The organism is Bradyrhizobium sp. 134 (genome assembly GCF_023074155.1).
GTDB lineage: Bacteria > Pseudomonadota > Alphaproteobacteria > Rhizobiales > Xanthobacteraceae > Bradyrhizobium.
In genome coordinates this window covers 1-13,676 of sequence record NZ_JADPKX010000028.1, presented here as the reverse complement: position 1 = coordinate 13,676, position 13,676 = coordinate 1, and the positions used below count along the sequence as shown (strand labels likewise).

The 13,676-nt window shown below is 59.6% G+C and carries 17 protein-coding genes and 2 pseudogenes; 8 read left to right on the top strand and 11 right to left on the bottom strand.

All coding sequences use genetic code 11. The features are described 5' to 3' along the window. Positions 1-72 precede the first annotated feature (72 nt). A pseudogene (locus IVA75_RS09380) lies at positions 73-811 on the bottom strand (DUF5996 family protein). Between the two features lie 219 nt (positions 812-1,030). Between IVA75_RS09380 and IVA75_RS09375 the strand changes: the two are divergent. Continuing rightward, on the top strand, positions 1,031-1,783 hold the full coding sequence (locus IVA75_RS09375) for a hypothetical protein (RefSeq protein ID WP_247285904.1): 753 nt from the start codon (positions 1,031-1,033) through the stop codon (positions 1,781-1,783). Between the two features lie 452 nt (positions 1,784-2,235). Here the strand turns inward: IVA75_RS09375 and IVA75_RS09370 are convergent. Beyond that, a pseudogene (locus tag IVA75_RS09370) lies at positions 2,236-2,624 on the bottom strand (transposase domain-containing protein); the annotation flags it as partial. A gap of 377 nt (positions 2,625-3,001) precedes the next feature. Continuing rightward, positions 3,002-3,919: a hypothetical protein gene (locus IVA75_RS09365; RefSeq protein WP_247285903.1), complete on the bottom strand. Its 918-nt coding sequence runs from the start codon at positions 3,917-3,919 to the stop codon at positions 3,002-3,004. A 491-nt stretch (positions 3,920-4,410) separates the two neighbouring features. Between IVA75_RS09365 and IVA75_RS09360 the strand changes: the two genes are divergently transcribed. Together IVA75_RS09360 and IVA75_RS09355 are read left to right on the top strand one after the other, a co-directional pair. Beyond that, positions 4,411-4,605 carry a hypothetical protein gene (locus IVA75_RS09360; protein ID WP_249799211.1) on the top strand — a complete coding sequence of 65 codons (195 nt, stop codon included), beginning with the start codon at positions 4,411-4,413 and terminating at the stop codon, positions 4,603-4,605. Positions 4,606-4,711: 106 nt separating this feature from the next. Continuing rightward, complete coding sequence (locus IVA75_RS09355) at positions 4,712-4,924, top strand: hypothetical protein (protein ID WP_247285901.1); 213 nt, start codon at positions 4,712-4,714, stop codon at positions 4,922-4,924. A gap of 391 nt (positions 4,925-5,315) precedes the next feature. On the opposite strand, the gene IVA75_RS09350 is transcribed toward IVA75_RS09355, so the two are convergent. The 5 genes from IVA75_RS09350 to IVA75_RS09330 all read right to left on the bottom strand — a co-directional run bounded on the left by IVA75_RS09350 (position 5,316) and on the right by IVA75_RS09330 (position 8,403). Continuing rightward, positions 5,316-5,519, bottom strand: a complete 204-nt coding sequence (locus tag IVA75_RS09350) for a cold-shock protein (RefSeq protein ID WP_247285900.1) — start codon at positions 5,517-5,519, stop codon at positions 5,316-5,318. Positions 5,520-5,656: 137 nt separating this feature from the next. Then, on the bottom strand, positions 5,657-6,331 hold the full coding sequence (locus IVA75_RS09345) for a hypothetical protein (RefSeq protein ID WP_247285899.1): 675 nt from the start codon (positions 6,329-6,331) through the stop codon (positions 5,657-5,659). Next, positions 6,328-6,456 (bottom strand): hypothetical protein, encoded by a 129-nt coding sequence (locus tag IVA75_RS40130; RefSeq protein WP_256465137.1) that lies wholly within the window; start codon positions 6,454-6,456, stop codon positions 6,328-6,330. The genes IVA75_RS09345 and IVA75_RS40130 overlap by 4 nt, the downstream gene beginning before the upstream one ends. A gap of 835 nt (positions 6,457-7,291) precedes the next feature. Continuing rightward, positions 7,292-7,870: a hypothetical protein gene (locus IVA75_RS09335; protein ID WP_247285897.1), complete on the bottom strand. Its 579-nt coding sequence runs from the start codon at positions 7,868-7,870 to the stop codon at positions 7,292-7,294. After that, a complete protein-coding gene (locus tag IVA75_RS09330; RefSeq protein WP_247285896.1) occupies positions 7,870-8,403 on the bottom strand; it encodes a hypothetical protein in 534 nt (177 codons plus the stop codon). The genes IVA75_RS09335 and IVA75_RS09330 overlap by 1 nt, the downstream gene beginning before the upstream one ends. Before the next feature lie 840 nt (positions 8,404-9,243). Between IVA75_RS09330 and IVA75_RS09325 the strand changes: the two genes are divergently transcribed. Together IVA75_RS09325 and IVA75_RS09320 are read left to right on the top strand one after the other, a co-directional pair. After that, entirely contained in the window at positions 9,244-9,456 is a 213-nt protein-coding gene (locus IVA75_RS09325) for a hypothetical protein (protein ID WP_247285895.1), read from the top strand. 62 nt (positions 9,457-9,518) lie between these two features. After that, positions 9,519-9,713 (top strand): hypothetical protein, encoded by a 195-nt coding sequence (locus IVA75_RS09320; protein WP_247285894.1) that lies wholly within the window; start codon positions 9,519-9,521, stop codon positions 9,711-9,713. 167 nt (positions 9,714-9,880) lie between these two features. Here the strand turns inward: IVA75_RS09320 and IVA75_RS09315 are convergent, their stop codons facing one another. Both IVA75_RS09315 and IVA75_RS09310 read right to left on the bottom strand, forming a co-directional pair. Further along, positions 9,881-10,456 (bottom strand): hypothetical protein, encoded by a 576-nt coding sequence (locus tag IVA75_RS09315; RefSeq protein ID WP_247285893.1) that lies wholly within the window; start codon positions 10,454-10,456, stop codon positions 9,881-9,883. A gap of 397 nt (positions 10,457-10,853) precedes the next feature. Further along, a complete protein-coding gene (locus IVA75_RS09310; RefSeq protein WP_247285892.1) occupies positions 10,854-11,990 on the bottom strand; it encodes a helix-turn-helix domain-containing protein in 1,137 nt (378 codons plus the stop codon). Between IVA75_RS09310 and IVA75_RS09305 the strand changes: the two genes are divergently transcribed. Then, on the top strand, positions 11,989-12,231 hold the full coding sequence (locus tag IVA75_RS09305) for a hypothetical protein (protein ID WP_247285891.1): 243 nt from the start codon (positions 11,989-11,991) through the stop codon (positions 12,229-12,231). The two genes, IVA75_RS09310 and IVA75_RS09305, sit on opposite strands and share 2 nt — an antisense overlap. Here IVA75_RS09305 and IVA75_RS09300 read toward each other — a convergent pair. Further along, complete coding sequence (locus tag IVA75_RS09300) at positions 12,228-12,413, bottom strand: hypothetical protein (protein WP_247285890.1); 186 nt, start codon at positions 12,411-12,413, stop codon at positions 12,228-12,230. The genes IVA75_RS09305 and IVA75_RS09300 overlap by 4 nt on opposite strands. Before the next feature lie 587 nt (positions 12,414-13,000). Between IVA75_RS09300 and IVA75_RS09295 the strand changes: the two genes are divergently transcribed. Both IVA75_RS09295 and IVA75_RS09290 read left to right on the top strand, forming a co-directional pair. Beyond that, complete coding sequence (locus IVA75_RS09295) at positions 13,001-13,222, top strand: hypothetical protein (protein ID WP_247285889.1); 222 nt, start codon at positions 13,001-13,003, stop codon at positions 13,220-13,222. Further along, a complete protein-coding gene (locus IVA75_RS09290) occupies positions 13,219-13,386 on the top strand; it encodes a hypothetical protein (protein ID WP_346658419.1) in 168 nt (55 codons plus the stop codon). Before IVA75_RS09295 ends, IVA75_RS09290 begins: the two co-directional genes overlap by 4 nt. Positions 13,387-13,676 lie beyond the last annotated feature (290 nt).

Genomic DNA, 13,676 nt, shown 5'->3' with positions numbered 1-13,676 from the left:
TGCCGATGGCGCGGAAAGCCGACATAGCGATCAAGTTGTTCAAGCACATCGTCCGGCGCACCGTTGGGCCGCCTAGCTCAACGGTCGCGGTCGGCCGGGTAAGCCGGTGGGACAATCGAGGGCCATACGATCCCAATGACCAAGGTCGGCTGCAGCGAGATACGTGCTCTCCAGGAAGGCGGTCAGCGCTACTTCTGGGTCAGCCGATTGTCTGACGACATCGTAAGGCAGAAGAAATTCCCCGAGCTTCGGGTCGAAGTACGCCCCATCGGGCATCACCTTAGCCTCCGCAAAATCTGCAGGAGCGGGATAGGCATAGGAAAAACGCCGCAAAATCCGTGCTGCCGCCGCCCGGCCAAAAACCTGCCGAAGAGACTTCATGACTGTATGCCTCTCGGGTCACCTCGTCCGGCAAAGCCGGAATGCCACCCGGATGTAGCGGCGCGCGGCGTCCGGAGAAGCGCGTGACCGCTAGATCAAAGCTGCCCCAAAAGAGATGAACCGAACTAGCCTTTCCGATGAAGCCGGTTCGAAATCGGGTGAACACATTGTTGGCGAGCACCAGCGCCTCGAAGAACCTTGTCACGGCTGCAGCATCATAGGGCCTGGTTTGCCGATCATCGCGAAATGGGATGGGCGCTGACACCTCGCTGGGTCGGTCGTGAAGCTCCGGCGTGCCCCCAATTCCCCGAACGAGTTCGAGAAAATGTACATAGAAGTCAGCCACGGACATTGGTCCTAACGGAAGCTCAGCCCTCCGCCCGTCTGCTGCTTCTCCGAGGGCGACATGTTTCCGGAGATCAAGGGTGATCTCAGTGCCGGCCCCGTCCGGTAACTAAGACCCCAAGGGCGAGGCTTCGGCCTCGCCCTCCCCTTTATTCTCCACCTCGCCGGCCGCGCCGCGTCCCGCTCTAGGAGACAGTTCGCGTGCTTGGCCGCCATCTTAGGACGTGGCCTGCTGTGCTATAGAAGTATCGCTGCGGTCTATGTTGGTAGAAGATGTCTTTCCTCGAATTCCTGTGAGATCAGAATGCCCGTTGATGTTTCCTGCTGGCATTTTGAGTACCTACACGACACACCGCGCGATCGTGCGCTTCGCGCACACGATCCGTCACTCGTGCCGGACGGGGAATCCTACGACTTCCCCGACGTTGACGCCCTGCTGAAGCATTTGGACGACCCAGGCAACGACGACCGCGCCCGATTTCAGCAGAGCATCGCGGAGCGGCTTGTACAGGACCCAGATGTCGCAGCGATTAAAGCCCTCTACACGCCGCTCAAGGATCTGAGACACTTCCCGGCCTACCGTCGCCGCCAATACGATAGGTACCATGCGGCGGCCCGGCAGATTGCAGATGGGACGGCCTCGGAAAAAGATCGGAAGCTTATCGATGGGCTCGACGCCGAGATCGCCGCCTCTAGGATATCGCTGGACCATGGTCAGATATTGTTTCATGGGCGATGCAACGACCTGCTCGTGACGCAGCATCCCTACCCGAGCTACGTCTCTGCGACACTCGATCCCATCGTTGCCCTCAACAGCGCCTTTAGGCGGGCGGGCATTGATTGCGTCAATGGTCGCCCGATGGTTCTGGTCCTCAAGTTATGCGTACCTCTGCGTGCGCTGTGGGGCCACGTCGGAAGGTCTCAAGAATGGGAACTCCTCCTGCCGCGTGGCATCGATTGGAAAGAGACCGAGCGCCGGTCGGGAAAAACCTTCGACACCATACACGCAACAGCGGGCCTGGCCTCACGTCCCGTAGCTTGGCACCGTAGCTTTTGATTTTGCAGTTCGGCATCCCGGTACAAAGATTCACTCAATCACGCCCTTAGCTGCTTTGGGTTGGAGGAGCCCCGTTCTGCCTAACCGATACGGTCCACAGAGCAAGCTCGTTCGGCTTCGTCCCGAATTGCTTTGCAAAATCGAACCACGCCGGACCTACCTTGACCCGTTCGGCACGCGCGAGCCACAAGCACAGCGAATGTCCCGAACGAAAAGCTGCTGGAGGGGTCATAGAGGTCACCGTGCGTGGGCGGCGGTGATCGGCACATTCCGGCACCAAAGGCGCCGGTGGGTCCCCTGGGCCGCCTTTTCGATCCGGGCGGTGCCTCACGGCGTCTTCATGGGCTCGGCACGCTATTGATCGTGTACTCGCCTGGCCTTGCAAGAGAAGGTGGGAGCGGCCTCTTGCGCTGTAAGCATCCGGCGAAGACCGCGCGCGGGTCACTTTCTGCTCAGGCGGCTTGATCAACGTTCCGGATGGCAGAGCGCCAATTCCATGGCAGCAGTTCGTCGAGCCTTTGGACGGGATGCTCTGCGATGCGCGCCAGAACGTCGGCGAGCCAGGCTTGCGGATCGACATCGTTCATCTTGGCGGTGACGATCAGGCTGTACATCACCGCCGCCCGCTCGCCGCCGCGATCCGAGCCGCAGAACAACCACGACTTGCGCCGCGCACGCCACGCTCCGCCGCATTGGTGGACAGGCAGATGCGGCCGTCGTCGAGGAAGCGTGTGAACGCGGTCCAGCGCTTGAGCATGTAGTCCATTGCTTTGGCGATGTCGTTGCGACGTGAAAGCTTGGCGCGTTGCTCGCGCATCCAGGCTGCTAAATCGGCGATCACCACCTCAAGCCGTTCAAACTGAGTACTGCGCTTATGGCTGTCCATAAGGACTGTTACGCACCAACTGGACTAATCCAACAAGGCGGCCCTCGCCGGAGGGAGACGGTCACCGAGACAACACTGGCCCTAGGCACCCAACTCTCCTCTACGATCCGAAGCTTCCCGGCAGTGGTCGACCGCCGCTCTGGACCGGACAGATCCGCAACCGTCGTCACGTTTTTGACGGCCGGCGCTTCCGCAGTGGGGGCGGTTTTGCTATTTGAGAGCGGGCTTTCCCGCTTTGGCGGCCGTGCGCCGAAGGCAAGCACCACCACAGCTCCCAACACTATCAGAGCAATGCCGATGATCTCGATGATGGCGCTGCGCTCAAGGTAGGCTCAGAGGACACTAATCACGCATTGCAGTAGGCTCACGACAACGGCCTTCGCAGCGGGAAGCCGGTAATAGATTTCATCGCGCGTCGCCTTGTCCAAGCTGGGTGAAGCGCGACGACTATCAGCGTCTATAAATGCGATCATCCGTTCGTTCACCTCTCCGAGCCTCGACAGCACCACGACAAGGTGACGCGCCAAATCCTTGCCCGAGGCATTCTTGGCCGCATCGAGGTTGTCCAGCACGACTTGTGCATCATCGTGAAACTGCAGCGCACGAAAGTACCGGCGATTGGCCACCGCGTTGTAACGGGCGGAATTGCTCTGGTCCAAGGCCTTTTGCGCTTCCCAATGGATGTACGCCGCTTCGTCGGGAGGAACCATCTCGACTAAATCCCGCAAGCCCACGACGTTCGTGCGGATCGCGCCAACGCGCTCCGAGGTATGTCGTTGATCGCGGCATTTCGGATCGCCGATCATCTGCGAAAAACAGGCTTCGCAACTAAGGCAGACCATGCCAGCGACGGCAAGCAGCCGATAAATGATTTGGGCGGCACCCGAGCTGCGCAACATGGTTATCTGTTTCCTCTTCACTTCCATTTCACGGCCAGAGTCACAAAGCCGCGGGGCCGCCGGTTGATCGGCAACTCGAACATCGAGCCGGGAGCGGCCGAGGCAATGAAGGTTTTCATTTCGGGCCAGCGCCATAGCAGGAATCGAAGCGCATTGATGTAGCGGGGTTTTCTGATAGGCGGGCGCGAGCACGAAGCCTTTCAGCCCCGCCCTGATCCACGCGGCCCGCTCGGCGAGATTCTTGCGGATGCGGCCGTCGCCGGTGACGACAATCCAGTCGGCATTGTCGGCGCCGAGCTTGCTGATCCAATCAACGTCTTTGGTGTCGTGCGCAAACCCGAAAGCGGACATGAACCGGACGTGGTGAGCTTGGTCTCCTTGGCGTCGGACAGCAACGAAGCGACCTTGCGCAGATCGTTGACCGAATCTTCGGAAGAAACTCCGCCCTGCCCAGCCGCAAATTGGATCTTCTGAAAACGTTCTGCTGTTAGGCCGGTAAACTCTGCGTTCTTTTGTAAGTCAGCAAGCTCGCTGTTGACCTTGGAGAGCGCAGCAAGAAGCCCACCAACAAGGCCGGTTACGCCTGCGGCTGCCGTCCCAAGTGAAGCGAAGCCGCCCGCAGTTGGATTCAAACTTGCGAATGATCGTTCAATGCGGTCTATCGCGCTATCCGCCATATCGCTAGCCTGATTCATATCGCTTTGGAATTGGTCCAGCTTCGCGCCGAGCTGGACGACGAGGTCGTTTGACATTTGGAATCCTGTAGGTGAATGCGCGCTTACATAAAATCGCGCGGGGTTGCGCACATCGCGCCATGTGCTAGACCGCGCTTGTAAATTTCGATGGAGAGCCGAGTGGCAAAGAAGACAAAGAAGACTGTTCGCCGTGAGTGGACTGCTGCCGACATCAAAGAATTGAAGGCGCACTCGAAGGCGCGGACGCCGGTCGCAAAAATTGCCAAGATGACTAAGCGAACCGTAGGCTCACTACGTCAGAAAGCCCTCGTGTTGGGTTTCGGGCTGGGCCATCAGCGGTAGCTCGCCCGGCCTTTTGTTGAGCACAGCACACAGCTCATGCTCCGCGGAGCGTAGTGAACAGAAGCTACTCGGTAGCGACCGTGCGATTGCATTGGAAAGGAAAGTAATGGCCAAAGAAAATTGTCTGATCGTTGTTTCTGCAGGTAAAAAGCTGGATCTGCTGCGGAGCGAAGCTTTTCGCATTGCCAAAGAAAACAATGCTGACTGGTGGAGCGAACGGGTGGATCTCGGCACTCGCTTTTGTTTTGTCAGCGTAGATGCCAAAAAGGCGTTCGCGTTGACCTGCGACACCTTGGACATTCGCTGCCGCGAAGGCTAGCGCGACGGCTTGCCTACAAAAAAAGCGTGCAAGATCTGGCAGCCTGGTTGCCTCAGTTGGATGTGCATCCTGCTGTTGCGGGTAGGATAGGTCGCGTATGCGGCCTGTGCTTGTGGTCGAGGCCCGCCAGCTTAGCCAGCCCCGGCGGTGCCCTCCCTCAGCCACGGAACCAATGCACGCTAAGCAAGCTTCGGTTCCACCGAACTTCATTTGCATTTGAGACAAAGTTGGCGGTAAGATGTCCTACCGGGGCTGGCTGCATTATTTCACTTGATCCATTTTTACCCGGACCGTTTGCGCAGGCCGCAGCGGTTTAAACCTCCCGCTGCGGCCTTTGCGTGTGCCTGACCCGCGTCGACGCGCCGAGCCCGCTAGACCGGATGTTTGCTAATCAACCAATCCGCAGATTTTCAGCCGAGTCTTTGCCCTTATTGTTGACCACGTCGAAGCTGACCTTGGCGCCCTCGGCAAGAGAGGTGAAGCCGGCTTTCTCAACGGCCGAAATGTGGACGAAGACATCCTTGCTGCCGTTGTCAGGCTGAATAAATCCGTAACCCTTCGTTGAATTGAACCACTTCACCGTACCCATCGCCACTTTCAGTTCTCCATTTTCAAAAACAAAACTAATGCCCGAATTTCGACAAAAGATTGCCGGGAGTCAACAACGCACGCCTGTGATGGCGCCTCGCGACGTTAGGGAGCAAATCACCAGCTTGACGGCTTCTTGTCACGTCACATGGATTGATCCGGTTCGGGAATAGGACGCGCCGCTAGACCTTGTCGATTGTCGATCCTATCCGGCCACCGCTTCAACACCTTGATCTGTATGCCTTCAGCATCGATCTGCGTATGTTGCGCGAAGCCGCCCACAAGTCCGCCAACCGTGACTCCGCCGAATGTGCCTTCAGCGGCTCGCTGAATTTTCGTGGCGTGCTGTTTCTCCAACAACATCAGACCGTCCTCAGGGAAATGCATATTCGGCGAACCGTCCACGCTGGGCCGGATGTACCGCTCGACGGCCGCCCCTTTGAAAATTTCGTGGTCGAAAAAGCACTGGGTGACATGGATCGACGGGCCTGCACTCTCGGACCAGCCGGCCAGCACGACGTCGCATCGGTCGGTCAGGGTGAGCCCGACTGCCCTCCCCCTGTTGACGCATGTTCGGAGGAGATCCGGCATCGCGGCCGCGAGCGAAGGAAGACCAGCGAACTGATTTTCTAAAAGCTGTGCCAACAGCAGGATCGGTATGGTCGACAGGCCGGTAACCGCAAACACCGCGGTGTACTCAGGCAAAATGGAAACCTTGGTCCCTATGCCGCAAAGTTTGCCGGATGCCGGATCGTGCCACGCGCCATCGGAAAAGATGTGAACCGAGTCCTGGGACTTGAAAGCGGAAATCGCCGTCACTGATCTTCGCCCTCGCCGTCCTCAGACAATTCCTCGACTTCCACGATCTCGGCTTCGCCGCAGAGCGTGCTGATGATTCCGCCGGTCGCAAGTGTCGCAGCCGCGACGGCTGTAAAGATTGGCATCAATAACGTCCACTAGAAATCGGCAGCCGGCTGCATCATTTTGAAATGCAACTTCCGATACCCCATATTTTGATTTGCAGATGCGTGCGTTCTTGTTCGGCGCCGGTGTTCTAAAAACCATTACTTTAGAGCCATCGGACACCCCTCCACCCCCTACAGCATTCCCCTGATACGCATGGCTTCACGCCTTGCCGCTATCCGACGCTGGGCAACTGCGCTGTTGGTGCTGGCGCTGGACCGCATCACAGCGGTTGTCTGCGGATAAGCGGGCCAGGCTACGGCGCTAAGCTCGATCAGACGCGCGTCGGTAATGGTACGGAGGGGCAACCGATTGCCTACCGTCATTCCAACTCTCCGCCCTCACGATAAAAGATGGCGAGATACCCGACACGTCTCGCCGCCCGACCGTTCCGGCCAGCGTCTGTCCATCCGGCGTGTCCAGATTGGCGTCGACTTCATAGCGAAGTCCCAAGGCGTCTTCTCGCAGACGCAGGCTCCCCGACGCCGTGCGCCCGACGACACGACCAGAGTCGTGGTCGAGCAACATCCTGATGTCATCCTCCCGGAGGCTGCGCGTTAACGAGCCCTTAGCAAACTTTTCAAGAAATTCGTTTGCAATCGTCGTGGCAGAGGCCCAGAGAACGGCATAGCCCCATGGTCCTAGCCCCGTCCAACCTTCGCCTCCGCCTTCGCCGACCGCGCCTCACGCTGACCGAGCTTCGACCCTTTTCTCAGAGCGCGCGCGATTGCGACTGGGTCCGTGTCGTCAGTTTTAAAGTATTTGCCACGGATGGGAATTCGCCGTTTCGTTTTGGTGCGGCGCTCATCTGCTTTTTCAAGCATTGTGCGCCTCCTTCACTTCACGGAGGAAATAGCTGATTTTTCCGTCTCTTCGATCGCCCGGGAAGTGCGCTCGCACAGGCCGCAAGTAGGCCAGATTCACATCCTCGCGCTCGATATCGTCTAGCAGCGCATCGTGTTGATCGCGCGCAGCTTCCAAGACTTTCGCCGCTTCGCACACGGCGCTAAGGCGGCGCTGGTATTCGCCGCGAACGCTGTCGCAGACGGCTTTGCTGGCCCCGTTTCGTGCCTCTTCAAGGCGGCGCCTGAGAGTCTCCTGAGCAACCTCGATGTGCCCCATCTGCACAGCAACTTCGCGGTGGCGACTCGAAAGCGCGGTCACGGAGTCGGGAAAGTCACCGAGAAGGCGCGCGACTTCTGGCGCGAGACGCTGCTTTCCCGCGGCCTCTTCTTCCTCAATCTCACGCCGAAGTTTGGCGCGCTCGGCATGCAATTTGGTGTAGCTATTCTGCAGCTCAGTCTGCTTTGCGATTAGCGCACCGTAGGCGGGATCACTCTCTGCGAGAGTGGGGATGCGGAATTCGTCGGCGGGTTTCGTCTTCAACGGCGCCATCAGGCAGCAACCTTTCCAAATAATATATCAAGAGTATCGGCCACACTGGAGATCGGGATTGTAGTCGCTGTCCTGTGCCCATCGTGAGCCCAGAGCGCAGCATTTGCTCCCGGCTGGCGAAAACGTGCGAATGCGTCAGGGCTTTCGATCACGATTTCAGGCCATGACCTCACAAAGGTCAGGAACGAGCGCCGCGCCTTGGGATCGCCGCGCCGGGCCATCTCGACTTCAACCGCGATAGCATCGGCCGCATTGCGCGGAATAGATCCGGGTGCATCGTCAGCAATACGAGCACCCGCAGGCGTCAAAGCTTCGTAGATCTCGACCGACCGATCCGCCAAGCGAAGTTTGGGTGAAGTTGCCATGGCCATGATAAGGCGCAGGACATCGTCCTCGCCCAAGTCTGGTGACCTAGCGGGGCCTCCTGACGGGATCTTCTCTGCCTCGCTCAAGCGGCGGGCAACGTGTTTGACTCGTGCGGAGTCGAATCCAAGGGAGTCGACCGCGGCGAGGACGTCGGCGAGCTTCGCCACGTTTGAATCTCCTCATTATAAAATGTCGATTGGGATGGTAGAAATAAGCCGGCTAGCGGTTTCACGGCACTAAGCCGGAAAAGAGGTGCGCCGGGATCGAACCAGCGCTAGTTTTTGCACGTCACGTCGGGCTACAAGACGCAGCCCCTGATAAGTGCTAAAGGGCTTGGCCGCGCTGCGAGCGTACATGCCCCAGGCCTGCCGCTCCCGCCGTGGCGAAGACCTTCATCTCCTTGCCCAGGTGATAGTTCCCCGGCTCGAATGCCGGACGGCTCCCGGGCCCGGAACGAAAATGGCCGCCCGGAGGCGGCCAAAGTATCAAGAGCGCAATACACTTCCTAAGCTGGGTTCACTATCACCGGCAGACGCGAACTCGTTTGACAATCCGCCGACCATGGTAGCCGCGCGTGACCACTGTCCGGGTCGTGCATACAGGACGGCGATGATACCGATGATATTGGACCGTTATTGCATCGGAAGGCGTGGTTACCCCAGTGAGAGGTGCTGCCGGAAGTGCATTTGCCGGTGGCGGCGAGAGAAGTACGAAGCCGAGCATGGCGGTAGTTGCGACAGCTGCATAAGCGAGTTTCTTCATTGCGTTTCCTTCAAGCGCCCCCGAGCCAATTTCTATGTTGCAGGGATGAACCTGCAATGAACGAGCAGGCCTCCGCTAGCGGCTCGCCACGCTGGCAGGCCTTGTTCCACCAAAGTTAACGTTGGTGGGCGAAACCGTCTGCGCGTTCGTCAGTTGTGAAAGCATCACCGCGTGGGCTTGGCATCGACCGGTGATGAGAACGCCCCAGATTGCGCTCCCGCCTCCTCTTACAGAGGAGCTGCGCCATGTTTAAGCGGCGTCGTTTCAAACAAATCACAACCCTCAAAGACCGGCTCGCAGCTTGGTTACAAGACCTTCGCGGCCAAGCCGAGAAGCTTCCCCCGGGACCTGACCGGGATGCGTTACTCAAGAAGGGCAAGCAAGCCGAAGCTGCTTCCGAAACCGCTTCCTATCTGAACGACTGGGTAAAGTCCCGTGGCTTGCAGCCGCCGAAGTGAATCCGCCATCTTGATTCGGCGGGTTCCGAGAGTGAAACTCATGAAAACAACGGGAGGCCACCATGAGGGATTACCAAGCTCGACTTGAGAAGCTGAGGACGGATGCGGCCGAATGCGCTCTGATCCGAGATTTGGCGACCGAACCAGCCAAGCGTGCGTTGTTCGACCGACTAGCAAACCATCTCACAGTCCTTGCGGATCAAGTTGAAGTGGCGATGCAGGAGCGGAAGAACGGCACAAATGATGAGGTAGCCTAGCCATGACCCCGACCGACGAACAAGGCCCAACAAGGAAGCCGCCGCCGATGCCGACGCGCTTGGAGGAGGCGCGGCGGATCCTTGAGGAATACGCCGATGACCTCCGGGAGATCATCAGGAAGCTTCGCCGTCACCTGAATTAAGGCCGCCTCAGTTGGCGGCGTCCCCTAAGCCGCAACTCGCTCGCCTTCTGCCAGCGCCGCGTTCAGTGCGCTCACGGCGTCTTTCACCGATCTGCCGGCCATGCGCGTCGCATATTGCCCCGCAAAGCCGAGATACTCGCTGATCTCGGCCAAGGTGCTGTCGCCCGCGGCCATATCCAAGATAGCAGCCGCCTTGCGGCCTAGGCGGGCACGGAGCGTCTCGCTGTCCAACGCCCGCGCCAGTTCCATCTGTGCGTCGGGCATTTCGGCGTCGAAGTGCTCGGTATCGGATTTATCGCTTTTCCGCTGGCGCACCTCGCCGAAGCGTTCTTCAGGGCTGACCCAGGCATGCCCGTCCCAGACCTTCACCAGCTTGTTGCCAACCCAGCGCGCCCGCTTGTTCTTGACCGCCCAAATCAACTGCTTGGCGCTGACGTCGACCATCTCACGGTCCATGTGGGGCGGTGGCGCCTCACCAGCCTCGTCCTCGTCCTGTGGCTCGTTGTCGTTCGCCGCCATCCGCGGCGGCTCGTTCAAGCTGCGCCAGAGCCTGAGACCGAAGAATGTGACGTCGTCCCTCTCCCGCTTGGCCCAGGTCACGCAGGGCGACTGCTCGTGGTGCGTGGCATGGGTGGCTGGGGCAGATGCCAGCCAGGCACGGCGCCCGGCACGGCCTTCTGGGGTGTCTGGGAAGTCGGTGGCCCGAAGCGGTGCGTTGTCGTTTGCGGGGTGCATGGTCATCCTCGTGACGTGACGTGCTGGCCTGTTTCGGCCTTCTGCGTCGGCATCTGCGCGCCGATCGAATGTTGGGGGGATGGTCTCAAACCCTCGGGCGGTTCGTCATCATACCGGTATGGGCACTTGCGGACGCGACGCCGCAGGTTTTTCGTTTGTCACCGGCCAAAAAATAATCCGATAATCTGCGGCATCACCTCTGATGTATGCGGCCGGTGCGCGGGCTGATTTTTGGAAGGGATTGAAACCACCCCCTGCCCGGTCAGGCCGCATCCTTCTCAGATATGGCCGCAAACGTGTCGCCCACCACCATGAAGGACTTACCGTGCAACTCGGCCGCGTCATTGATGGTGCCAAGCCCGCACGCCTCGGTGAGCTGGTTAAGGTGCGCCTGCCCCGCATCCTGTAGAAGAGCATTGCTGCCCTCAATCAAGATGGCAACCCGGCCCTGGGCGGTCTGCATCTCCAGCCAGGTTTCGTCGCCTCGCCTTTCCTCAGCGGCCGACAAGATGGTCAGTAGCACGCCGCGCGGCACACCGATTTCAATGGCTGCCCCGCTGAGTTTGCGGTCGTGTTCGGCGGCCTGGGCTGCATCAATGGCGTTGGAGCGGCGCCTCGCCAACTGACCCTCCTCGTCTAGCTCAGGTGCCTCTGCCTTCGGCTTCACGCTGCGGTCGGCCTCGTCGTATTTCTCAGCCGCCAACCATTTCTCCAACGGCATCCTGCGATGGCCCGGCTTTACACTTGCGGCCCATGCATCAGCGCGAGCTGCGATATAGTCGACGTCGGGGCTGCTGATGGCTTCGAATTCCCGCCGGCTGGCTTGCTTGTTGCCGTAGCGGCCGTAAGCCTTCCAGATGCGATCGAAACCAATTCCCGCCACGGCCGGCGCCTCAGCGTCCGGCCCGCTGGCGGATACAGTACCTTTACCTGAAGCCGGCTTGTAAGCCGGTTCAGGTAGGTAGGATTCGGTGGTCATCTGCACACCACTAACGCCATCTAGTGGTGTGGATTCGACCACCAGGGGGGTGGTCATCTGCACACCAGTAGGAGCGTCATCGCTAGTGGTGGCCGTTTGCACACCACTAGCCGTCGTCACCCACTGGGGCACATATTCTGACGGCCGACTGCCAACACCCGTGGCGCGTGCCGCGTGCCCCCACTCGTCAAGCTCACGGCACGCCTTGATAACGGTCTTCCGGTCCATGCCGGTGGCCCGCTGGATGTACCTAAGGCTGGCGCGACCGTTACCGTGCTTCTGCCAATATGAATTGATGATTACCCAGCCAGCCTTCATATGCCGGCCGGTGGTGCGCCTGTCGGCGGCAATCCTGCCCATGGTCCACCACTGCGAAAGCAAATCGCCGGGTTTAGCGGTGCGCTGCTTAGGGTCGTTCATGCTGGCACCCTCCGACCGCAACCGCGGCGCGCGCCAGGCTATCGGCAACACTGCGGTCGAAGGTCAGCGAGCGACCGAAAACGCGCAGCGAGCCATCAGGCTTGCGAATGACGGAAACATCCATTGCCCGAACTCCGGGCGCAATCTCGACATCGATAGAGGCAAAGCGCCTCCCGCCCGAACATGGGCGCAGATTAAGTATCTTCACTATTCACCCTTTGAAAACGCTCGCGGCAACTAGGAGGCCCGAGCAAGTGCTCCGTCCACGGCGGCCTTCACCTCGGAGAGCCACTCGCGCGGCATCTCGGAGAGATGCGCCGTGCGCCATTCGGCGTCGTCACGCCCGACTAACAACTTGACGGTCACCGAATTTCCGCCAGCGTAATACAGGTCGTCGATATAACTTCCGTCCCGCATAACCATCGTGCGCTCCTCCTGGCTTAGGGCCATACCCATTAGTGGGGCTGGGTGGGGGAACCACTAAAGGAGCCCTCAAGAAATGAGGACGGCTTAGCGGCGCGCCATTGCGCCTGCAGTCATTCGCCCTCCGTACCGCGGGTTGCCAGTGGGGGAATTCCTTCAACAATTACAGTGGGCGAATGGTTGGCTAACTGACTAGCCAAGGCATTGATAAAGCCTAATAGTTGCGTTCCGCTAGGGAGCGCCATCATCAAAATTCCCCATTGTTTTCGCTGAGAAGAAAAAGAGCCCTCAGCGACCCACTTTTTGAGCACGTCTGTTCCGGTGGGTCACATTGGCCTGGCCGAGCCCTCCGCATACATTCACACCATGACCACCCTCACCCGGCGCCCATACGAAGACGACCGCGAAGGCTGGCACGATATTATCGCGACGTGCAGATCGGTTCGATCGGAAAGCTTTCCGGCGTCCCAACACGTAGCGATCAATGGGGCTGGTCGCTCGGATTTTACCCAGGCATGAAGATCGGTCCGCGCGGCGGCTATGGCGGCACTGCCACGACTTTCTAGACGGCTCGCGAGGCCTTTGAGGTGCAGTGGAAGGCGATCGAGCCGACCTTGACCGAGACCGATTACGAGGTCTGGCGACGCGACCGCGACTGGACCGCGTGGAAATACCGGATGTGGGCCGAGCACCGCCCGATGCCGACGCAGAGCCAAACCGGCATGTCGCGCTGTTTTTGCGGTGCGGAGCTCTCGATCGGCAACGTCGCCGATCACGTCATCACCGCACACCAGGGAATTGGCGCATGAAGAAATTCACCGAGGAGCGGCCCTACGCCGACCCGGAAGCCGCTGCCCGCAAGCTGGTCGAGCTCGCCGCGGACGCGCCGGCCGTCCAAGGACGGCCGTATCTACATCGAGCGGATCAACGCGCCGTTTATGTTCAGCCTGAAAGGCAGCGAGTTCGGCGCTAGCGATCAAGCACGGCTGGCTCTGGATGCACGAAAGCGGGACCTACGTGAAGCTGATGCCACCGGGCCAGGATCTTCTCGCAACAGGCTGACCCGCTTGAAACGAGGTACTTCACTAACCCATGCTATTGTTCGTGGACTCGCGATCTGATCCCCTCAATCCGGGGAGCGAATCACATGCGCGAGCAGATCGTTGATAGCCCGGCGGATGCGATCGATTTGCGCCCCCGGTGCGAAGATTGCCACATCGCTGCCTCCCTGAGATCGACCATTCTCGACCCTCGCGAGGGGCG